This is a genomic window from Streptomyces sp. NPDC026673 (assembly GCF_040638135.1).
Lineage (GTDB): Bacteria > Actinomycetota > Actinomycetes > Streptomycetales > Streptomycetaceae > Actinacidiphila.
Map to the genome: position 1 here is coordinate 1 of NZ_JBEZXR010000009.1, position 21,934 is coordinate 21,934.

Here is a 21,934-nt window from a genome sequence, read left to right on the forward strand (position 1 = left end):
TGCGGGCCGCGCACCGTGTGCCTGGGGTCGGTGCCGCGCCGGCGCACTCCCCCAGCCTCCGGCCGGGGGTACCCCCACCAACGCTCGCGGTTTACCCCCACATCATTCGGCGCCGGGTCCGCCGCTCGTCTCCCCCAGCCTTCGGCCAGGGGGAGCACCCCGCCACACCCCCTCCGGTCGTTGACGCGCACGACGGCCGGAGGGGGGTTCGGTTGGGCACCGGCCGCAACCCCGAACCGCTTCCTCACCCCGCCCTTCCCCAGCTACCGCTGGGAGGCGCCTCCCGTGGGACGCCTGACCCGGTCGGGTTCAGGAAGCATGCGCGGCGCCCCCGGACCGCCTCCTCACCGCCTGCGTCCCCCAGCCACCGCTGGGCGGTACCCCCTTGGGGCGCCTGACCCGGTGGGAGTGAGTTGGGTGCTTGCGGTGACCCCGGACCGCCCCCTTACCCCCCTCCGGGGATCAGGCGCGCTACGAGACGGAGGGGGCGGGGTCGGAGGGGTGGGCGTTCTGGACACTGGGCGTATTTGTGTGCGGCACCCGGGACGACCAGGCAAAGTGCCCGCCACGCACGTAAATATGCGTCCAGAATGCCCAGCCCCGGAGGCCCCGCACCCGGCCCACCCCCACACGCAGCGACGCGGCACCTGACCGCGCCGGGCAATCGGGCGGGCGGGCGGGGAAAAAGCCCAACCGCAACCACAAACGGCCCGCACACAACCACCGGCCCCAACACAAACCCACCCGCACAAAGGAGCGGCCCGCATGGACCTCGCCATCCGCAACGCGACCATCGTGGACGGCGCCGCAGGCCCCCCGTACAGGGCGGACGTCCACATCGCGAACGGCCGCATCACGGAAATCGGCACCGCGCGCACCGCGCGCCGCACGATCGACGCGACGGGGCTCGTCCTCTCCCCCGGCTTCATCGACATGCACGCCCACAGTGACCTGGCCCTGCTCACCGACCCCGCGCACGAGGCGAAGGCGGCGCAGGGCGTGACCCTGGAGGTGCTGGGCCAGGACGGGCTGTCGTACGCCCCCGTGGACGACGCCACGCTCGCCGGGTTGCGCAGCCAGCTCGCGGGGTGGAACGGCGACCCCGAGGGGCTGGAGTACGACTGGCGCAGCGTCGGCGAGTACCTGGAGCGCCTGGACCGGGGCATCGCCGTGAACGCCGCGTACCTGGTCCCGCAGGGCACCGTGCGGATGCTGGCGGTCGGCTGGGAGGACCGCCCGGCGACCCCGGCGGAGCTGGACCGCATGCGTGAGCTGGTCGCCGAGGGCCTGGCACAGGGGGCCGTGGGGATGTCGTCCGGGCTGACGTACACCCCCGGGATGTACGCCTCCGGCGCCGAACTGACCGAGCTGTGCCGGGTCGTGGCCGCCCACGGCGGCTACTACTGCCCGCACCACCGCAGTTACGGCGCCGGGGCGCTGGAGGCCTATGCGGAGATGATCGCGGTGGCACGGGAGGCGGGCTGCGCCCTGCACCTCGCGCACGCCACGATGAACTTCGGCGTCAACGCGGGCCGCGCGCCCGCGCTGCTGGCGCTGCTGGACGAGGCGCTCGCCGCGGGGGCCGACGTCACCCTCGACACGTATCCCTACCTCCCGGGCGCCACGACTCTCGCGGCGACCCTGCCGAGCTGGGCGACCGAGGGCGGCCCCGAGGCGACCCTGGCCCGGCTGCGCGACGACGCGCAGGCGGAACGCATCCGGCACGCGATGGAGGTGGAGGGGTCGGACGGCTGTCACGGGGTGCCCGTGGAGTGGCGGTCGATCGAGGTCTCCGGGGTGCGCGAGCCCGCGCTGGCCGGCCATGTCGGGCGCCGGCTCGCGGACTTCGCGACGGCCCGCCGGCTGCTGCTGGAGGACCGCCTGGGCACGACGATCCTCCAGCACGTCGGCCACGAGGAGAACGTCCGGACGATCATGCGGCATCGCGTCCACACCGGCGGCAGTGACGGCCTGCTCGTCGGCGAGAAGCCGCACCCCCGCGCCTACGGCACCTTCCCGCACTACCTGGGCCGCTACGTCCGCGAACTCGGCGTGCTCACCCTGCAGGAGTGCGTCGCGCACCTCACCGGCCGCCCCGCCGCCCGGCTTCGGCTGCCCGACCGCGGTCTGGTCCGCGAGGGGTACCGCGCCGACCTGGTGCTGTTCGACCCGGCGACGGTCGCCGCGGGGGCGACGTACGAGCGGCCCCGGGCACTTCCCACGGGCATCCCGTACGTGCTCGTCGACGGGCGGTTCGTCATCGAGGACGGCCGCCGGACGGACGTCCTGGCGGGGCGTTCGGTGCGTAACGAGCGCGGGCGCCGCGGGTAGCGGCACGTCATCATTCGGCGCATACGTGGCCAAGAACACGGGGCGATCCGCGGTACGTGGCCGTAAGCTCACGGACATGCAGGTGATCCAGTCCACGAAGCTCTCCAATGTCTGCTACGACATCCGCGGCCCGGTGCTGGAGGAGGCCATGCGGCTGGAGGCGGCAGGTCACCGCATCCTGAAGCTGAACACCGGCAACCCCGCGGCGTTCGGGTTCGAGTGCCCGCCGGAGATCCTGGAGGACATGCTGCGCAGCCTCGGCGGCGCGCACGGCTACGGCGACTCCAAGGGCATCCTCCCGGCGCGCCGCGCGGTGATGCAGCACTACCAGACCAAGGGCATCGACCTGGACGTCGAGGACATCTACCTCGGCAACGGCGTGTCCGAGCTGATCCAGATGGCGATGCAGGCGCTGCTGGACGACGGCGACGAGGTGCTGATCCCGGCCCCGGACTACCCCCTGTGGACCGCGGCGGTCTCGCTCTCGGGCGGCACCCCCGTGCACTACCGCTGCGACGAGCAGTCCGACTGGTACCCGGACCTCGCCGACATCGAGCGGAAGATCACCGATCGCACCAAGGCCCTGGTGATCATCAACCCGAACAACCCGACGGGCGCGGTCTACGACGACGAGCTGCTGCGGGAGCTGACCGACATCGCCCGCCGGCACAACCTGATCGTCTGCTCGGACGAGATCTACGACAAGATCCTCTACGACGGGGTGACCCACACCCCGACGGCCGCGATCGCCCCCGACCTGCTGACGCTCACCTTCAACGGCCTGTCGAAGGCCTACCGGGTGGCCGGCTACCGCAGCGGCTGGCTCGCGGTGTGCGGCCCGAAGGAGCACGCGACCAGCTATCTCGAGGGCCTGACGATCCTGGCGAACATGCGCCTGTGCGCCAACGTCCCGGCGCAGCACGCGGTGGCCACCGCCCTGGGCGGCCGCCAGTCGATCAAGGACCTGGTGCTGCCGGGCGGCCGGCTGGCCGAGCAGCGGGACGTGGCGTACGAGCTGCTGACGCAGATCCCCGGGGTCACCTGCGTGCGCCCGAAGGGCGCGCTGTACGCGTTCCCGCGACTGGACCCCAAGGTCTACAAGGTCAAGGACGACCAGCAGATGGTGCTGGACCTGCTGCGGGCCGAACGGATCCTGGTGGTGCAGGGCACCGGTTTCAACTGGCCGGAACCGGATCACTTCCGGCTGGTCACGCTGCCCGCGAAGGAGGACCTCGCGGACGCGGTGGGCCGGATCGGGCGCTTCCTCGACGGCTACGGGCAGCCGTAGCCGGGGCCAATACTTCGAAAGCCTCCCTTCTTGGACACAGTCCAAGGTAGGATGTACTCCTGATTGCAGGAGGAGTGCATCCATGTACGAGCCGATCCGCACCAAATCGGTCCATACGACGGTGGCGCCCACCCTTCCGCGACGCAGTCGTGACGAGGAGCTGGACCTCCAGCTCGCCGGTCACCTCGCCGCACTGCTGACCGTCACCGACGAGCTGCGGGCCCTGGAGTCCAGCCCGGAGCTCGACCGTGCCGCGGAGCAGCTCGCCGAGGCCGTGACGGGCCTGCACCACGGGCATCCCCCGCTGCGGCTCGCCCCGGCTCCCGCCGGACGCGGGTCCACGGAGGCCGCGCTCGTCGCGGCCCTCCACCGGAGGGCGCGCGCGCTCGCCGGCCGGGCCCTGGTGGTCGCCGAGTCACGCCAGAACGCGGAGGCCGCGGCGCTCGCGGAGCGCCACATCGCGGTCCACACCGCGGCCGCCTGAGAGACAGCCCGAGGGCCGGGACCGGATTTCGTGCGTCCGGTCCCGGCCCTCGGCTGTGAGGGTCGGCGAGGCCCGCCCGCGGGGCGAGGGTCAGGGTCGGGGTCCCCACGGCAGGGCCATGCCCACCACCGGGCCGCCCGCCCGCGCCGCACGCGCGGGAAGGGTCGGGCCGCCCGGATCCGGAGGGGGCCTCAGCCCAGCCGCTGCACCAGCGCGCGGTACTCGTCCCACAGCTCCTTCGGCGTGTGGTCGCCGAAGGTCTCCAGGTGGGACGGGATGAGCGAGGCCTCGTGCCGCCAGGTGTCGACGTCGACCGAGAGCAGCAGGTCGAGGTCCTCCCGGGAGATGTCCAGACCGGTCGTGTCGAGGGAGCCCTCGGCCGGCAGGACGCCGATCGGGGTCTCGACACCCTCGGCCTGGCCGTTGAGGCGCTCGACGATCCACTTCAGCACGCGGCTGTTCTCGCCGAAGCCCGGCCACACGAACCGGCCGGCCGCGTCCTTGCGGAACCAGTTCACGTAGTAGATCTTCGGCAGCTTCGCCGCGTCGTGCCCCTTGCCGAGTCCGACCCAGTGGCCGAAGTAGTCGCCCATGTTGTAACCGCAGAACGGCAGCATGGCGAAGGGGTCGCGGCGCAGCTCGCCGACCTTGCCCTCGGCGGCGGCGGTCTTCTCGGAGGCGACGTTGGCGCCGAGGAAGACACCGTGCTGCCAGTCGAAGGACTCGGTCACCAGCGGCACGGCCGAGGCGCGGCGGCCGCCGAAGAGGATCGCCGAGATCGGCACGCCCTTGGGGTCCTCCCACTCCGGCGCGATGGTCGGGCACTGCGCGGCGGGAACGGTGAAGCGGGCGTTGGGGTGGGCGGCCGGGGTCCCGGACTCCGGCGTCCAGGAGTTGCCCTTCCAGTCCGTGAGGTGGGCCGGGAGCTCCTCGGTCATGCCCTCCCACCAGACGTCGTTGTCGTCGGTGAGGGCGACGTTGGTGAAGACCGAGTTGCCCCACAGGGTCTTCATCGCGTTGGCGTTGGTGTGCTCGCCGGTGCCCGGCGCGACGCCGAAGAAACCGGCCTCGGGGTTGATCGCGTAGAGGCGGCCGTCCTCGCCGAAACGCATCCAGGCGATGTCGTCGCCGATGGTCTCCACGGTCCAGCCGGGGATCGTCGGCTCCAGCATGGCGAGGTTGGTCTTGCCGCAGGCGCTCGGGAAGGCGGCGGCGACGTACTTGGCCTCGCCCCGCGGCGGGGTGAGCTTGAGGACGAGCATGTGCTCGGCCAGCCAGCCCTCGTCGCGGGCCATGACGGAGGCTATGCGCAGGGCGTAGCACTTCTTGCCGAGCAGGGCGTTGCCGCCGTAGCCGGAGCCGAAGGACCAGATCTCACGGGTCTCGGGGAAGTGCGAGATGTACTTGGTGGAGTTGCACGGCCATGGAACGTCCTCCTGGCCGGACTCCAGCGGGGCGCCGACGGAGTGCACGGCCTTGACGAAGAAGCCGTCCTCGCCGAGCTCGTCGAGCACGTCCTGGCCCATGCGCGTCATCGTCCGCATGGCGGTGGCGACGTACGCGGAGTCGGTGATCTCCACGCCGATCGCGGACAGCTCCGAGCCGAGCGGGCCCATGCAGAACGGGACGACGTACATGGTGCGGCCGCGCATGGCGCCGCGGAACAGACCCTTGTCACCGCTGAAGATCTCCCGCATCTCGGCGGGGGCCTTCCAGTGGTTGGTCGGGCCGGCGTCCTGCTCCTGCTCGGAGCAGATGAAGGTGCGGTCTTCGACACGAGCGACGTCGGTCGGGTCGGAGGCGGCGTAGTACGAGTTGGGGCGCTTGATCGGGTCGAGCTTCCTGAAGGTGCCTTTGGAGACGAGCTCGTCCGCGAGGCGCTGGTACTCCTCCTCGGAGCCGTCGCACCACACGACCTCGTCCGGCTGGGTCAGTTCGGCGATCTCGCCGACCCATGCGATCAGGTCCTGGTGATTGGTGGGAGCCGCATTGACGCGCGCCACGATCGCTCCGTTCCGCCCGGTGTGCACTCACCTGGCGTCAGATTCCGAGGGTGTGTTGTCGGCCCCTTGGGGGCTGCGACCCGGATGCTGCTGTCGTGGGTGCTCATCCGGTGCCGTCCGCACTCATATGAGTATCAGGACAGGAAACGCGATCTGTCCAGGGCGCGTGGGGTGAGCATCGCCACTCCCAACGCCGGGCGACACCGAAAACTACGATTCGGTAACCTACGGAACCGTAGGTAGCATTGACCTCATGGACTCCGTGGACGAGACTCCCGTTGTGCCGCCCTCCCTTGAAGACATCGCGTCCGCCGCCGCCCCACTCAAGCCCAAGCTGAGGGGGTGGCTGCATGCCGGGATGTTCCCGGCCGTCCTGGTCGCGGGGGTGGCCCTGACCGCCTTCGCCGAGAGCACCCGCGGGCGTATCGCCTGCGCCGTGTTCACCCTGACCGCGTGCGCGCTGTTCGGCACGAGCGCGCTCTACCACCGCGGGAACTGGGGGCCGCGCGCCTCGGCGGTGCTGCGCCGGCTGGACCACGCGAACATCTTCCTGATCATCGCGGGCACGTACACCCCGTTCACCCTCCTCCTGCTGCCCGACGGCAAGCAGGAGGTCCTGCTCTGGCTGGTGTGGGCGGGGGCGCTGGCGGGCATCGCCTTCCGGGTCCTGTGGGTCGGCGCGCCGCGCTGGCTCTACACCCCCTGCTACATCGCGCTCGGCTGGGCGGCGGTCTTCTTCCTGCCCGACTTCCTGCGGCACGGCGGCATGGCCGTACTCGTCCTGATCGTCGTCGGCGGGCTGCTGTACAGCATCGGCGCGGTGATCTACGGGACCAAGCGCCCCAACCCCTCACCCCGGTTCTTCGGCTTCCACGAGGTCTTCCACTCGTTCACGCTCGCCGCGTTCATCGTCCACTACGTCGGCATCTCACTGGTGGCCTACAACCACGCGTAGCCCCCTCCGAACGGGCCTCGGCCCCGCGGACCGCGACGGCGGTCCGCGGGGCTTTCGCATGCCCGGATCGACGGCTACTCTTTTTTGAGAGTCACTGTCATTTGGCGGTGACTTTCGACTGCTGTCCGTGCTGCCCAAGGAGACGTCCATGACGGCGACGCCCGACCCCCGGCGCTGGTGGGCCCTCGGCGCCCTGGTCGCGAGCATGCTCGTGCTCGGGTTCGACATGACGATCCTCAACGTGGCGCTGCCGACCATGGCCGCCGAGCTGGGCGCGGACACCGGCGACCAGCAGTGGATCGTCGACGGCTACACGGTGGTCTTCGCCGCCTCGATGCTCCCCGCGGGCCTGCTGGGCGACCGCTGGGGACGGCGCCGGATGCTCGTCGCCGGGCTCGGCGTCTTCCTCGCCGGCTCGGTGCTCGGCGCCCTGGTGGGCAGTCCGGGGCCGGTCGTCGCCGCCCGTACGGTGATGGGTCTGGGCGCCGCGTTCGTCATGCCGCTCGCCCTGTCCGTCCTGCCCTCGCTGTTCGGGCCCGAGGAGCGGTCCAAGGCGGTCGGCGCGGTCACCGCCGCCATGGCGCTCGGCATGCCGCTCGGGCCGATCATCGGCGGCACCCTGCTCGACCACTTCTGGTGGGGCTCGATCTTCGTGGTGAACGTCCCGCTGGTCGTCCTCGGCATCGCCGCCTGCCTGTTCCTGCTGCCCGAGACCAGCGACCCCGCCACGCCCCGCGTCGACCCGCCGAGCACCGTCCTCGCGGTGGCCGGGCTCGGCGCCCTGGTCTTCGGCATCATCGAGGCACCCCGCCGGGGCTGGGGCGACCCGCTCGTGCTGCCGACGCTGTTCGCGTCCGTCGCGCTGCTGACCGGGCTGGTGCTCCGTGAACGCCGGCTGGAGCGGCCCATGCTCGACCTCGGCCTGCTGCGGCGGCGGAACTTCCTGTGGAACGCGGTCGCCGCGACACTGGTGACCTTCATCCTCACCGGGCTGCTCTTCGTCCTCCCGCAGTATCTGCAGGCCGTGCTCGGCAACGACGCCCTGGGCACCGGCGTACGGCTGCTGCCGCTGATGGGCGGCCTGCTCGTCGCCGCCCGGGGCAGCGCGCCGCTGGTCGCCCGCTTCGGGCCGCGTCCGGTGGTGACGGCGGGGCTGCTCCTGCTCACCGCGGCGGCGGCACTCGGCAGCCGCACCGGCGTCCACGACGGCTACGGCACGACCGCGCTGTGGCTGTCCGTCACCGGCTTCGCCTTCGGTTTCGCGATGATCCCGGCCATGGACGCCGCGCTGGGCGCACTGCCGAGGGAGCGTGCGGGCAGCGGCTCCGGGCTGCTGATGACCCTGCGGCAGACCGGCGGTGCCATCGGCGTCGCGGTCCTGGGCGGCGTGCTCGCCGGCGCGTACACCGCCCGCCTCGACACCACGGGCCTGCCGGCGGCCGCCGCCGACACCGCCGCGGGGTCCGTGGGCGCCGCGCACGCGGTCGCCGCCGCGCTGGGCGACCCGGCACTGGCCGCCTCCGCCGACGCGGCGTACGTCCACGGCATGGACGTGGCGCTCCTCGTCTGCGCCGCGGCCTCGCTGGCGGCGGCCGTGCTGACCGCGCTCTTCCTGCCCGACGCACGCGCCGCGAAGGAGGTCCCCGGCGCCCCTCGGATGGCCCCGTCCCCCGCCGATGCAGGACAATGACGGGCGTGACCGCACCGATCAGACCCGGCCTCCGCGAGCGCAAGAAGATCCGGACCCGGCGGGCCATCCGCCGCGCGGCCTACCGGCTCTTCCAGGCGCAGGGCTACGACGGCACCACCGTCGAGCAGATCGCGGACGCGGCCGAGGTCTCGGCCAGTACGGTCTTCCGCTACTTCCCCACCAAGGAGGACATCGTCCTCACCGACGAGTACGACCCCGTGATGGTGGCCGCGCTGCGCGCCCGCCCGGTGCGGGAGCCCATCGTCACGTCCCTGCGCCACGCGCTGCTGGGGCCGCTGCGGGAGATGCTCGCCGACGAAGCCGAGTACGAGGAGATGCGGCAGCGGCTGCGGCTGGTGCGGTCGGTGCCGGCCGTCCGCGCCCGCATGGGCGAGAACATCCAGGAGTCCAGCCGGCTGCTGGCCTCCGTCACGGCCGAGCGTCTCGGCCGCCCCGACGACGACTTCGAGATCCGGGTCGTCGTCGGCGCGCTGATCGGGGCGTGGTCCGAGGCGATCTTCCAGTGGCTCGACTCCGACGGCGCCGAGGACCTCTCCGCCGTCCTGGACCGCTCGCTGGAACTGCTCGCCGCCAACCTCTGCGGTCAGGTCCCGTCGGGGACCTAGCCCCCGGCCGCCGATGGGAGCCCCCCGATCACGGTGCGCCATGAGGCGGAGATCCCCCCGGGTCCGCACGGCCGGGGCAGCCGGGGAGGCGGCGGCCCGGCCGCGGTGAACTCGCCGGGCGGGCGCCGGAGTCGGTGCCGGTCGCCCGGGAAATCCCCGGGGACGGAGCGCGGACGGCGGATCGGGCCGGAGTCGATCGCACGGCGGATCGCCCACACCACCCGCGGGACCCCTCGCCGTCCGCGGCGACCCGGGCCACCGGCGCCGCGGCCGCCCGCACCCGGTCTGGCGCCACAGCGGCCGATCCAGGCGGGGCCCCAGGCACCCCACCCACCGGGCGCCGCGCGGCGCCGCACCACCAGAACAGGACGCGACTCGCCGCCAGCACGCGAACCTGCTCCCCGAGCGCCTCCGGATCGGCGGTCGGCGCCGCGCACACGGCCGATCCAGGCGGGGCCCGAGACACACCACCCACCGGGCGCCGCGCGGCGGCGCACCACCACAACAGGACGCGACTCGCCCCCGGGACGCGAACCGGCCCCGCAACGGCACCCGTTCACACCGCGGCAGACGCCGGGACCTCAGCGCGCGCCGAGTTGCTCCCCGAGCGCCTCCGGATCGACGGTCGGCGCCGCGCACACGGCCGATCCAGGCGGGGCCCCAGGCGCACCACCCACCGGGCGCCGCGCGGCGGCGCACCACCACAACAGGACGCGACTCGCCGCCGGAACGCGAACCGGCCCCGCAACGGCACCCGTTCACACCGCGGCAAGCGCCAGGACCTCAGCGCGCGCCGAGTTGCTCCCCGAGCGCCTCCGGGTCGGCGGTCGGCGCCGCGCACACGAAGTGGCGGCAGACATAGGCCGCCGGGCGGCCGTCGAGCAGCGGGCGGTCGGCCAGGAGGGCGTACTCGCCGGTGCCGGGTTCGCCCGCGGCGACCACCGCGCCCGGGGCGGTGCCCAGCAGCGCGGTGCGGTGCAGCGCGACTGTCGCCGCGTCGCCGGCCGGGCCCACCACGGCGACCTCGCGGGGCCCGTCGAGCGCCGCCTCGGCGACCGCCAGGCCCCAGCCGATGAACCGCGGCACCCGGCCCGCCAGCGCGCCCACGACGCCCAGCGCCTGCTCGGCGGCCTCGCGGTGCCGGGCCGAACCGGTGAACGCGGCGTACGACAGCAGCGCGCCGGCCGCGGCCGTCCAGCCCGAGGGAGCCGCGTTGTCGGTCGGATCCTGCGGCCGGCGGATGAGCGCCTCCGCGTCGTCCGCGGTGTCGTAGAGCGCGCCGCCCTCCCCGGTGAAGTGCCGCAGCACGGAGTCGAGCAGCAGCCCCGCGAAGTCCAGCCAGACGCCCTCGCCGGTCACCGCGGTGAGCGCGAGGAAGCCCTCCGCGACGTCCGCGTAGTCCTCCAGCACGCCGGCGTTGCCGCCGACCGCTCCGTCCCGCGAGGTCCGGGCGAGCCGGCCGTGCTCGTCCATGTGGACCCGCACCAGCAGGTCCGCGGCCTCCACGGCGGCCGCGACGAGATCGGGCCGCTCGAAGTACGCGCCGGTCTCGGCCAGCGCGGCGATCGCCAGACCGTTCCAGGCGGCGACGACCTTGTCGTCCCGGCCGGGGCGGGGCCGCCCCTCCCGGGCGGCGAACAGCCGCTCGCGCACCGAGGCGATCCGCTCCGCGTCCACCAGCCCTCCGTCGGCGGGGAGTTGGAGCACGGAGGCGCCCTCCTCGAAGGTGCCGTCCTCGGTCACCCCGAAGTACTCAGCGGCCAGGGCCGCGTCCGCCTTGCCGAGCACGTCCTCCAGCTCCGCCGGGGTCCAGACGTAGAAGGCCCCCTCGCCGTGGCCGCCGTCCGGCTTGTCGCTGTCGGCGTCGAGTGCGGAGGCGAAGCCGCCCTCGTGGGTGCGCAGCTCGCGGACGAGGAAGTCGGCGGTCTCCAGGGCCACCCGGCGGGCCAGGTCGGAGCCGGTGGCGCGCCACAGATGGGCGTAGAGCCGGCAGAGCAGGGCGTTGTCGTAAAGCATCTTCTCGAAGTGCGGCACCACCCACTTCCGGTCCACGGAGTAGCGCGCGAAGCCCCCGCCGAGCTGGTCGTAGATGCCGCCGCGGGCCATCGCCTCGCAGGTGTCGGCGGCCATCTGGAGCGCGCCCTCGGAACCGGTGCGGGCGTGGTGCCGCAGCAGGAACTCCAGGGCCATGGACGGCGGGAACTTGGGCGCCCCGCCGAATCCCCCGTAGGACGGGTCGTAGTCCCGGGTCAGTCCCAGCAGCGCCGCCGCGAGCTGCTCCTCCCCCGGGACGGCTGTCCCGCCGAGGTCCAACGACCGTCCGCCCAGGTCCTTCACGATGCTCGCGGCGACCGCCCCGACCTCGTCGCGCCGCTCGCGCCAGGCCGCCTCGACGCCCTCCAGCACCTGGCGGAACGAGGGCATGCCGTGCCGCGGGGCGGGCGGGAAGTAGGTGCCGAAGTAGAACGGCTCGCCCGCGGGCGTCAGGAAGACCGTCATCGGCCAGCCGCCCCGGCCGGTCGCCGCCTGCACGGCCTCCATGTAGACGGCGTCGACGTCCGGCCGTTCCTCGCGGTCCACCTTCACCGAGACGAAGTGCTCGTTGAGGTACGCCGCGGTCGCCTCGTCCTCGAAGGACTCCCCGGCCATGACATGGCACCAGTGGCAGCTGCTGTACCCCACGCTGAGCAGCACCGGCACCCCGCGCTCCCGCGCCTCCGCGAAGGCCTCCTCGCCCCACGGCCACCAGTGCACGGGGTTCTCGGCGTGCTGCAGCAGGTACGGGGACGTGGAACCGCTCAGTCGATTGGCCATGCCCCCAGCCTCACATATCGCGCCCCGCCGCCGCGCGTCCCCGGCGGGCCCGGCACCCCGCGCCGACCCGCCCCGTCACGGCGCCCGCAGGTTGCCCATGGCAACGGACGTTGTCGGCGGCACGTCGTGCCTGGTGGAATCGACCGCCGGACGGTGAGGGGAGAGGCAACATGCTGGAGACGGTGGGTCTCACGGCCGCCGAGGCCGAGGTGTACCGGCTGCTGCTCGTCGCCGAGTCGGCATCCGCCGAGGCGCTCTGCGGGCGTACGGACCTCGACCCCCGGGCGGTCCGGCGTCTGCTGCTCGCGCTGGAGGCCAAGGGACTGGCGTACGCGGTGGAGGAGAGTCCCGGCTCGTTCGCGGTGATACCGCCGGAGGTCGCCCTCGTGCCGCGGCTCCAGCGCCATGCCGAGGCCCTGGAGCAGGACCGGGCGGTCGTGCTCGGTCTGGTGGAGACCTACCGCCGCAGCGCGCGCTCCTGGGGAGCCGGTGAGGCGATCGAGATCATCAGCGGCGCGGCCGCGCTGCGGCAGCGCCTGCGGCAGCTCCAGGACGGCGCCCGCCACGAGATGCTGTGGTTCTGCAAGGCCCGGTATGTCGCCATGCCCGCGGGCAGCAACCAGGAGGAGTACGACGCGCTGGGCCGGGGCGTGCCCTACCGCGTCCTGTACGAGCAGGCCTACTTCGACGATCCCGGCGCGGTCGACAACGTGGTCAAGGGAGTGCGGGCCGGCGAGGTCGCCCGCGCGGTACCCCGGCTGCCGCTGCGGATGGCGGTGGCCGACCGTTCGCTGGCCCTCCTTCCGCTCTCCCCCACCGGCACGCCCGCCGGTCCCCGGGAGCTCAAGACGGCGGTGGTGCGGGAGAGCAGTCTGCTGGAGGCGCTCATCGACCTGTTCCAGCACTACTGGGAGGTCGGCGCTCCGCTCCGGGTGACGGAGGAGGGGCAGATCGGCGGGGCGGGCCCCGAGGATCCGGCGGCCCCGGTCGCGGAGGACCAGCACCTGCTCTCGCTGATGGTGGCCGGGATGACCGACGAGGCCATCGCCGGTCAACTGCGCGTGAGCAAACGCACCGTCCAGCGGCGCATCCAGGGCCTGATGAGCCTCGCGGGCGTCGCCACCCGCATGCAGCTGGGCTGGCACGCGGCCCGCCGCAACTGGCTCTGAGACGCCGGAGACGGCGGCGGCGCGAAGGGCCGGCGGAGGCGGGAAGACGGACGGGCCCGCCGGACGGATCCGGCGGGCCCGGCACCGCGGGCACCGGCTACTTGAGCAGGTAGGCCTTGATCACGGTCTGCTTGAAGGAGTTGCCCGCCGCGTCCTTGACGTAGGTGCGGAGGCTGACCGAACCGCCCGAGGAGCGGCGCGGGTGGTCCACGGTCACCGTGCGCTGCATCCCGGAGCCCTTGACCTTGGCCGAGTGCCAGGTCCTGCCCTCGTCGTAGGAGACCTCGGCGGTGAAGGTGCGGATGGGCGACTCGGCCGCGCCGACCGGACGCTGGATCAGGGTCGGGATGTCGAACCGGCATCCGGCCTTGGCCCGGTTCCACTCGTCCAGCCGGGGCGACATGAGCACCGCGGACAGCGGCAGCGCCTGACGGGTCGCCGTGGTCTGCGACCGGAACCGCCACTCGGACCGCAGGGTCGTGGAGATGGAGCCGGGGGCCAGGTCGCGCTCCTGCTCGAACGTCGCGACGTACTCGGCGGGGGTGGTGTCGGCCGGCACCGTGGCGTAACCCCGGGTCGTCGAGACGACTTCACCGTTGCGTCGCAGCTCCCACGTGGGCCTGCTGCTGGTCGTCGTGCCGGCCACCACGTCGAGGTTACCGTTGGCGGCGTCCTGGATCGCGAACAGCATGGTGTCGCCCTCGCGGAAGGTGTTCATCCCCTCGGGGGCGAAGCCCGAACCCTGGACGCCCTGGTTCCAGCGCTCCTCGAAGCTTCCGGCCTTGTAGCTGTGCAGGCGGCTGAGGAAGCTCTGCCCGTGGGCGTCGGGATCGGTGAAGAAGTTCTGCTCGAACACGCTCTGCCAGCGCAGGTCCTCGGAGGGCGAGAAGTAGTCGACCCGCCGGTTCGGGAGCGGGAGTCCGTCCATCCCGTGGACCCAGCGGAACTTGCCGAGGCTCAGCCACACGCTGCGGTAAGCGGTGGTGTCCGGCCCGGTGGCGGCGAGGGTGGAGTTCACCGTGGCCAGCTGCGACGTGCGGGGGCGGTAGCCGGGATCGGCGGGGATCGCCCCGCGCACCGGCCGGGTGAGGTAGTAGACCGAGGAGGGGTTCCCGTCGGTGCCCGCGGGATCGACCCAGATGGTGCTGACCAGGTAGGTGAACGCCGAGTCCTTGGCCGTCGCCGTCGGGACGGCGTACACGTTCTCGATGCGGTCGCCGCCGACCGCGTCGTTCACGGGGACGGAGAACAGGTCCCCGTCCAGGCCGATGGTGCCGATCTCGGCGTACTTGATGCGGGCCGCGCGGCTCGGGGCCGAGACGTTCACGGGCTTCGCCTTCCGGGCGTCGATGGCGACGTCCCGGTCGGTGCTCATCACGATCTTCGGGGCGCCGACCACGGTGGCCTCGGTGTACTCGGCGTCGAAGAGGAAGCCGTTCACGGAGTAGGTCCTGCCGTCGCGCGGTACCCGCAGCTCGGTGCCGGACGTGCCGTGCAGCTCCACCTCACGGGCCTCGCCGTCGGCCGAGCTGACGGTCAGGTAGGCGTGGGCGGGGGCCTTGCCCGCCCGGTCCTTCACGCTGATGCGGAGGCTGTGCGAGGGCTGCTCGACGTCCATGCCGACCGGAACGCGCACCGAGACGGCCTGGTCGGCGGTGGCCGCGATGACCACGCCGCTGTAGGCCGCGTACGTCGTGGCGGTCTCCGGGGTCGCGGTGACGGTCACGTCCGCGGTGCCGTGCGCGGGCACGGTGACCTTGTCGGCGCCGAGGCGGAACAGACCCTCCGGCGCGGGCTTGCCCGCGCCGTGGGAGACGTTGAGGGACAGGCCGAGAGTGACCGGCGCGCTGCCCGGGTTGCGATAGGTGATCGTCTTCTTCACCGGCGGCCGCGGGCCGTCGGACCAGCGGATCTGCCCGTAGTCCAGTCCGGTGGTCTCGGCGGTGACCTGCTGGCCGACCGCGCGGGCGACGTCGACCCGGCCCGCGCCCTGGAAGTACGCGCCGCGCTCCTTGCCGGCCGCCGTCGACTGCATCAGCTGCCGCTTGACCTGCTCGGGCGTCCAGTCGGGGTGCTGCTGGAAGAGGATGGCGGCGGCACCGGCGACGTGCGGGGTCGCCATCGAGGTGCCGTCCATCGCGGTGTAGCCGTCCTCGGCGGTCGTCCCGCCCGCGCGGGCGGCGACGACGCCGACACCGGGGGCGACGAGGTCGGGCTTGAGGCCGAAGTCGCCCACCCGCGGGCCGATCGAGCTGAAGGGGGCGAGTTCGTCGTCGAGGTCGGTGGCGCCGACGGCCAGCGCGCGGTCGGCGGAGGCGGGGGAACCGACCTTGCCGGGACCGCTGTTGCCGGCCGCGGCCACGACCAGGACGCCGTGGTCGCGGGTGACGGTCTCGACCATGGCCTCGAGGGCGTCGGTCTCCGGGGTGTCGGTGTCGCCCAGGCTGAGGCTGATCACCTTGGCCCCGCGCTCGGCGGCCCAGGCCATGCCTTCGAGGATGTCGGAGTTGTCGCAGGAGCCGCGCGAGTCGCAGACCTTGCCCGACAGGATCCGCGCACCGGGCGCGACACCCTTGAACCGGCCGTCGGAGGCCGCGCCGGAACCGGCGACCGTCGAGGTGACGTGGGTGCCGTGGCCGTGCAGGTCGTCGGTGTCCGCCTCGGCGGTGAAGTTCGCGGACTCCTCGATGAGACCCTTGAGGTCCGGGTGGTTCGGGTCGTAGCCGGTGTCGAGCACCGCGACCTTGACGCCGTCGCCCTTGTAGCCCTTCGCCCAGGCCTGGGGCGCCCCGATGTGCGGCACCGTCCGGTCGAGCCGGACCGTGGAGCGGCCGTCGAGCCAGACCCGGCGGATGCCCGCGCCGAAGGACCTGGCGCCCGCCTCGGCGGGGGCGATGTCCTTCCAGAACCCCGCGGCGTCCTTGCGGTCCTGACCGAGGGTCGCGAAGGGGGTCCCGGGGATGGTGCGGACCCCGTCGGCGCCGGCGGCGGTGAGCCGGCGCTCGGCGGTGCCGGCGTCACCCGCGTACTGGACGATGAGCGGCAGCCTCGACCCCTCGGCGTACTTGCCCTTGGCCAGGGCCGAGACGTTGAACAGGGCCTTGTCGAGGCGGTCGGCCGCGATCAGCGGGAGCGCGTCGACGGGTATGACCGTCCAGTCGGAGCCGTTCTGACGCTTGACGAAGGTGATGTGCTCGCGGCCTTCGGCCGGTTCGACCGAGACGCTCTGCCCGCCCGACGGGGCCGTCTCCAGCGTGACGCGGTCGCCCGTGATCAGAGTGACATGGTGCCGGGTGGATCCGGTGGACCCCGCCGCCTTGTCCTGCACGGCCGAGCCGGACCGCTCGCCGCCCTGGGCGACGCCGGGTGTGGCGGTCAGCCCCGCCAGCACCGCCGCGAGGGCGACGGCCGCCACATACTGCGGCCGAGGGCTCCCGACCCTCGGCCGCCACCTGTTGTTCATCTGTCTCATGGGGGGAGCGTGGCGGCGCCGTCGGCGGAGGTCAGCACTTTCCGCTGTCGGTCAGAGGACAAGTCACCTTTGCGCCAGGGCGCAGGAGCCGCAAAGGACGCGAAACGGCATGAAGCCGCGGGCCCGGCCCGGTCGGCGCCCGGCCGGCGCCCGGCCGGCGGCGGGTCTTGGAACGTACGCGGTGTCGCGATGTGGCGCGTTCGGCAGGACACTTGGGGGCGGGCGGCTACCGAGGGGGCCAGTGGTGACGAAGCAGACGCCGCAACGGCAGACGCAACTGCGCACGTCCGACCGGGCCGAGGTGTTACGCCTGCTGGAACGGGCCGTCGCCGCCGAACGGCCGGGCGGGCACTCCGCGGAGGCGGAGGAGGCGCTGCGGCAGGGACGGGCGGCGCTGGACGAGATCGCGGGCGAGGCGGCGGCCGAGTACGCCGCGTACACCGCCGCGCTGGCGGCGGAACGCACGGGCCGCCGCTCGTCGCTGGGCACCCCGGCGCTGGTGACCGCCGTCGCCGCCGTCGCGGCGTGCGTGGCGGACCTCGGCTGGGGCACTCCGCCGGGCACGGCGCTGGGCGTGGGCGGCGTGGTCGCCCTCGCCGGGGCCGCCGTGACGGCGCTGCTGACCACGGGCGGCGGTGGCGCCGGACGTCCGCAGGAGCTGCGGCGGACCTGGCTGGAGGCCGTGGAGCGGCGCGGCGTCCGGCCGTTCCTGGAACGCCGGCGCGGCAGCGCGCCGATCGCGCCGGCCTCCGCGAAGGTGCCGGCCCAGCGCCGCACCGACCGCAGCGCCGCGGCTCGGGGTCGCAGCGTCCTGGAGCAGTCCTTCGCCCAGCTTCCGGTCACAGAGGGGCCGTTCACCGGCCGCCGGGAGCATCTGCGGCAGATGGCCCAGTGGGTGCACCAGGCGCGGGTCTCCCCCGCCTCGGAGCCCGTCGTGGTCGTCCTGCACGGACCCGCCGGTTCCGGGCGCACCACGCTCGCGCTGCGCGCCGCCCAGCAGCTCAAGGACCAGTTCCGCGGGGCCTGCGTCGTCGACCTGCGCGGCGCCGCGCCCGGGGAACGCCCGCTCCCCGTCCGGGACGCGCTGCTGCATCTGCTCAACCGGCTGGGCGCGCCCCGCGAACAGCTCCTGTTCCGCGAGCGCACCTCGCAGGAGCAGCATCTGCGGCGCCTGGCCGACCAGTACCAGAAGCACCTCACCGACGTCCCCGTGGTCATCGTCCTCGACGACGCCGCCGGGCCCGAGCAGATCGGCGCCCTGGTCCCCGAGCGCTCCGACAGCCTCGTCCTGGTCACCTCGGAGGAACCGCTCGACCTGGACATCCCGGCGGCCCGCGTCTACGCCCTGACGGTCGACCCGCTGGGCGCGGAGGCGTCCCGGGAGCTGCTGGCCGCCCTCTCCTCCGGCGCCGTCCCGGCCGCGGACGGCGCCGGTGACGCCGACACCGTACGCCGGCTGTGCGGCGGGCTGCCGCTGGCGCTGCGGATCGCGGGCAGTTCGCTCCCCGAGCGCGGCGTCGGGCGGCTGGCGGCCGACCTGGCGGCGTACGGCCCGGTGGGCCCCGTCGACCGGACGCTGGCACTGCGCTACCACGACCAGCCCGAGCCGGGACGCCGGCTGCTGCGGAGGCTGGCGCTCGCCGGGCGGACGAGCCTCGGCGCGGCGGCGGCCGCGGCCCTGCTGGGAACGGAGGAGCAGGAGGCTTCACGGCGGCTGGGCGAGCTGGCCTCGGCGGGTCTCATCGAGCATGTGCGCGGCAGCCGCTACCGGCTGCACGACCTGGTACGGCGCTTCGCGCACGCGCGCCTGCTGGACGAGGAGGACCCGGCCGAGCGGGCGGCCGCCCAGGAGCGGCTGATCCGCAGCTACGCCGAGCTGGCGGACGCGGTCATCCGGCTGGTCGACGGCCGGACCTCGACCCGCGCCGACCGGTTCGGCCCCCAGGGCTTCCCCTCGCTGGACCAGGCGCTGCGCTGGCTGGACGAGGAGTCCAGCTTCATCACCGCGGCGCTGCGGCACTCCGACGGCGTCGACCAGCGGGTGGTGCAGCATCTGCTCGGCGCGCTGTGCGACTACTGCCTGCTCCGCGGCGACCTGTACCGGCTCGGCGAGATCAGCGAGCTGGCGCAGGGACACCGGCGGGAGGCGGACCAGTCGGTCCTGGTGCGCTCGGTGCAGTGGCGCACCGGCATCGCCGCGCGTCAGCTCGGCGAGCTGGACAAGGCCCGCTCGACGCTGTCGTCGGTGGTCGACCTGTACTTCGACGCCCAGCACCCGGCGGGTGCCGCCCGCGCCCTGTGCAGCCTGGGCATCACGCTGCAGCAGCAGGGGAGCCTGCGGGAGGCGGAGACCAAGCTGCGCGAGGCCCTGGAGCTGCAGGCCGGCGACGAGCTGCGGGCCGACCGGGCCTGGACGCAGCACGCGCTGGCGGCGGTGCTGCGCGACGCCGGGCGGCTGGCGGAGGCGCGCGAGCTGCTGACCGAGTCCCTGGCGCTGCACCGGGAGAGCGAGAGCGTGCACGGCGAGGCCTGGGCGCATCTGCAACTGGGCCAGCTGCTGCTGCGGCTGGGCGACGCGGAGCGCGGTGAGGCGGAGCTGCGCGCCGCGGGCGAGTGCTACACCGCCACCCGCGACCCGCGCGGCGAGGCGTGGACCGCCACCCAGCTGGGCCGGGCCCGCCTGCTGCGCGGCGACGCCGGCACGGCCCAGCGGGTGCTGCGCGAGGCGCTCGCGCGCCACCGCGCCAGCGAGGACGCCCGCGGCGAGGCCTGGTCGCTGTACTACCTCGGCCAGGCGCTGGAGGAGGGCGGGGAGCTGGACGCGGCCCTGCGGGCCCTGGAGCGCTCCCGCACCATGTTCAGCCGGATGCGGGACGTCTACGGTCTGGCCTGCGCCCGCCACCACTCCGCCCGGGTCACCCGCGACCAGCGGGCGGCGCTCACCGGCAATCTGCGCAACAGCGGCTTCGCCCGCCAGCTCCTGCAGGACGCCCGCGCCGACTTCCACCGCATCGGGGTTCCGCACGGCGAGGGCTGGTCCTGTGTGGAGCTCGCCGTCATCGACGCGGGCAACGGCCGCGTCCCGGCCGCCCTGGAGCTGGTCCGGGAGGCGGAGCGGCTCTTCGCCTCCATGAACGACCGGCGCGGTGTGGACTGGGCGCGCTTCCTGCAGTGCACGCTGCTGCCGCTGCTCTCGCCGGAGGGCGCCGCCGAGGCCCGCGAGCGGCTCTCCCGGCTGACGGGGGACGCGTACGAGGGCCGCGACGCTGATCTGGAGGAGTACGCGGAGGCGTACGCCCTGCTGCTCGAGCGCGGTGTCGCGCCGGGCACGCCCTGGGAGGCGTGGCGGCTGGGCATGGTGCCGTCACGGGGTGCGCGGATGGTGATGGCCGTCCCGGTGGACCGGGCGGTGGAGGGCTGAGGGGGCGGCCCAGCGTGTCACCGGCTCCAGGGCGCCTCGCGGGCGACAATCGCGACGGGGACCGACCGCGAGAGGACGAGACCATGGACCGGCTGCCCGCTGCGCTCCAGCCCATCCACGACCGGGAGCAGGCGCTGCCGCGCGAGTCGAGCATCTACCACGAGAGCCCGGTGCGGCACACGATCACCTTCGTGTGGGACCCGCCGGGCGGCCCCGCCGGCGACGAGGACGGCCTCGCCGTGATCGTCTCCAGCGGCGCGCTCCCCGTCCCGGAGGTGGGCGAGCACGTCGCCGTCCACGGCCACGACGTGCGGGTGGCCGCGGTGCGGACCTCGTACACCCGGTCCGACGACGAGGGCGTCCCGCTGCTCTTCACACGGGTGTCCGTCGCCGAGCCCGGCTGAGCGGCACCGCACCCCCGCCGCGGGGCAGGGGTGCGCGGCGTGCCTCAGCCCTTGCGGGCGGAGCCCTCGGCGCCGGAGCCGGCGGAGGCCGTGAGCTGCTCCCCCGGCTCCCCCGGCTGCCCGGGCTGCTCCTGCTGCTCCTCGAAGTCGATCTTCTTGAACTGCTTGTTCATGTTCTTCATCAGCCACCACAGGGAGAGGCCGATGAGGGCGAAGATGACGAAGCCGAGGAGGCCGGGCGTCACCTTGTTCTGGTCCAGGTCCTTGACGGCCAGAGGGACGAGCTGGGCTGCGGCCGTGCCGAGAGTCGCGTTCACGCGCTCAATTCTCCCGGATGCCCGCGAAGAGGTCGTCCTCGGGGAGGGAGGTGTCCACCCGGGACTTCGCGAGCTCGTAGTCCTCGGTGGGCCAGACCTCCTTCTGCAGCTCCATCGGAACGTGGAACCAGGCGCCGTCGGGGTCGATCTGGGTCGCGTGGGCCAGCAGCGCCTTGTCCCGGATCTCGAAGAAGTCCGAGCAGGGCACGTGCGTGGTGATGTTGCGCTCCGGCCGGTCGGCGGTCTGCCAGCGCTCCAGCCACTCCCCGTAGGGCGACTCCAGCCCGCGGGCGAGCAGCGCCTCGTGCAGGGCGAGGGTGCGCTGCCGGCTGAACCCCTGGTTGTAGTAGAGCTTCAGCGGCGTCCACGGCTCGCCGGCCTCGGGGTAGCGCTCGGGGTCGCCGGCCGCCTCGAAGGCGACCATCGAGATCTTGTGGGTCATGATGTGGTCGGGGTGGGGGTACCCGCCGTTCTCGTCGTACGTGATGATCACGTGCGGGCGGAACTCGCGGATCAGCCTGACCAGCGTGCCCGCGGCCTCGTCCACGTCCTGGAGGGCGAAGCAACCCTCGGGCAGCGGGGGCAGCGGGTCGCCCTCGGGAAGTCCGGAGTCGACGTAGCCGAGCCAGGACTGCTGGACGCCGAGGATCTCGCGCGCCTCGTCCATCTCCTTGGCGCGGACCTCGTGGATGTGCTCCTCGATGTACTTGTCGCCCTGCAGCTTGGGGTTGAGCACGGAACCGCGCTCGCCCCCGGTGCAGGTGGCGACCAGGACGTCGACGCCCTCGGAGACGTACCGGGCCATCGTGGCCGCGCCCTTGCTGGACTCGTCGTCGGGGTGTGCGTGCACGGCCATCAGCCGCAGCTGCTCGGTCAAGGTCGGATCCTCAGTCATGGGTCGTGAGTAGCGGCTTCTATAGTGACCGAAGCGAGGGGCTGTTTGATTCCAAGGCGGGATTC

At 73.3% G+C, this 21,934-nt stretch carries 14 protein-coding genes; 9 read left to right on the plus strand and 5 right to left on the minus strand.

The features are described 5' to 3' along the window. Positions 1-765 precede the first annotated feature (765 nt). The 3 genes from AB0F62_RS09705 to AB0F62_RS09715 all read left to right on the plus strand — a co-directional run bounded on the left by AB0F62_RS09705 (position 766) and on the right by AB0F62_RS09715 (position 4,103). On the plus strand, positions 766-2,331 hold the full coding sequence (locus AB0F62_RS09705) for a D-aminoacylase (RefSeq protein ID WP_361794539.1): 1,566 nt from the start codon (positions 766-768) through the stop codon (positions 2,329-2,331). Positions 2,332-2,407: 76 nt separating this feature from the next. Further along, complete coding sequence (locus AB0F62_RS09710) at positions 2,408-3,619, plus strand: pyridoxal phosphate-dependent aminotransferase (protein WP_361794541.1); 1,212 nt, start codon at positions 2,408-2,410, stop codon at positions 3,617-3,619. Positions 3,620-3,701: 82 nt separating this feature from the next. Next, complete coding sequence (locus tag AB0F62_RS09715) at positions 3,702-4,103, plus strand: hypothetical protein (RefSeq protein ID WP_361794544.1); 402 nt, start codon at positions 3,702-3,704, stop codon at positions 4,101-4,103. Between the two features lie 191 nt (positions 4,104-4,294). On the opposite strand, the gene AB0F62_RS09720 is transcribed toward AB0F62_RS09715, so the two are convergent. After that, positions 4,295-6,106 carry a phosphoenolpyruvate carboxykinase (GTP) gene (locus tag AB0F62_RS09720; protein ID WP_361794547.1) on the minus strand — a complete coding sequence of 604 codons (1,812 nt, stop codon included), beginning with the start codon at positions 6,104-6,106 and terminating at the stop codon, positions 4,295-4,297. 253 nt (positions 6,107-6,359) lie between these two features. Here AB0F62_RS09720 and AB0F62_RS09725 point away from each other — a divergent pair, with 253 nt between their 5' ends. From AB0F62_RS09725 to AB0F62_RS09735, 3 genes are all read left to right on the plus strand, one after another. Then, entirely contained in the window at positions 6,360-7,061 is a 702-nt protein-coding gene (locus AB0F62_RS09725) for a hemolysin III family protein (RefSeq protein WP_361794550.1), read from the plus strand. Between the two features lie 148 nt (positions 7,062-7,209). Next, on the plus strand, positions 7,210-8,751 hold the full coding sequence (locus AB0F62_RS09730) for an MFS transporter (protein ID WP_361794553.1): 1,542 nt from the start codon (positions 7,210-7,212) through the stop codon (positions 8,749-8,751). A 5-nt stretch (positions 8,752-8,756) separates the two neighbouring features. After that, on the plus strand, positions 8,757-9,377 hold the full coding sequence (locus AB0F62_RS09735) for a TetR family transcriptional regulator (protein WP_361794556.1): 621 nt from the start codon (positions 8,757-8,759) through the stop codon (positions 9,375-9,377). A 783-nt stretch (positions 9,378-10,160) separates the two neighbouring features. Here AB0F62_RS09735 and AB0F62_RS09740 read toward each other — a convergent pair. Next, on the minus strand, positions 10,161-12,191 hold the full coding sequence (locus AB0F62_RS09740; RefSeq protein ID WP_361794559.1) for a thioredoxin domain-containing protein: 2,031 nt from the start codon (positions 12,189-12,191) through the stop codon (positions 10,161-10,163). Between the two features lie 170 nt (positions 12,192-12,361). On the opposite strand from AB0F62_RS09740, the gene AB0F62_RS09745 reads away from it, so the two are divergent. Next, positions 12,362-13,360 carry a helix-turn-helix domain-containing protein gene (locus tag AB0F62_RS09745; protein WP_361794562.1) on the plus strand — a complete coding sequence of 333 codons (999 nt, stop codon included), beginning with the start codon at positions 12,362-12,364 and terminating at the stop codon, positions 13,358-13,360. Positions 13,361-13,457: 97 nt separating this feature from the next. Here AB0F62_RS09745 and AB0F62_RS09750 read toward each other — a convergent pair whose 3' ends face one another. Then, positions 13,458-16,832 carry a S8 family serine peptidase gene (locus tag AB0F62_RS09750; protein WP_361794565.1) on the minus strand — a complete coding sequence of 1,125 codons (3,375 nt, stop codon included), beginning with the start codon at positions 16,830-16,832 and terminating at the stop codon, positions 13,458-13,460. Between the two features lie 241 nt (positions 16,833-17,073). Here AB0F62_RS09750 and AB0F62_RS09755 point away from each other — a divergent pair, with 241 nt between their 5' ends. Beyond that, complete coding sequence (locus AB0F62_RS09755; protein ID WP_361794568.1) at positions 17,074-20,253, plus strand: tetratricopeptide repeat protein; 3,180 nt, start codon at positions 17,074-17,076, stop codon at positions 20,251-20,253. An 83-nt stretch (positions 20,254-20,336) separates the two neighbouring features. Next, positions 20,337-20,657 (plus strand): hypothetical protein, encoded by a 321-nt coding sequence (locus AB0F62_RS09760; protein ID WP_361794571.1) that lies wholly within the window; start codon positions 20,337-20,339, stop codon positions 20,655-20,657. 44 nt (positions 20,658-20,701) lie between these two features. On the opposite strand, the gene AB0F62_RS09765 is transcribed toward AB0F62_RS09760, so the two are convergent. Both AB0F62_RS09765 and mca read right to left on the minus strand, forming a co-directional pair. After that, a complete protein-coding gene (locus tag AB0F62_RS09765; protein ID WP_361794574.1) occupies positions 20,702-20,974 on the minus strand; it encodes a hypothetical protein in 273 nt (90 codons plus the stop codon). Between the two features lie 4 nt (positions 20,975-20,978). Beyond that, positions 20,979-21,851 carry a mycothiol conjugate amidase Mca gene (mca, locus tag AB0F62_RS09770; RefSeq protein WP_361794963.1) on the minus strand — a complete coding sequence of 291 codons (873 nt, stop codon included), beginning with the start codon at positions 21,849-21,851 and terminating at the stop codon, positions 20,979-20,981. Positions 21,852-21,934: the final 83 nt, after the last annotated feature.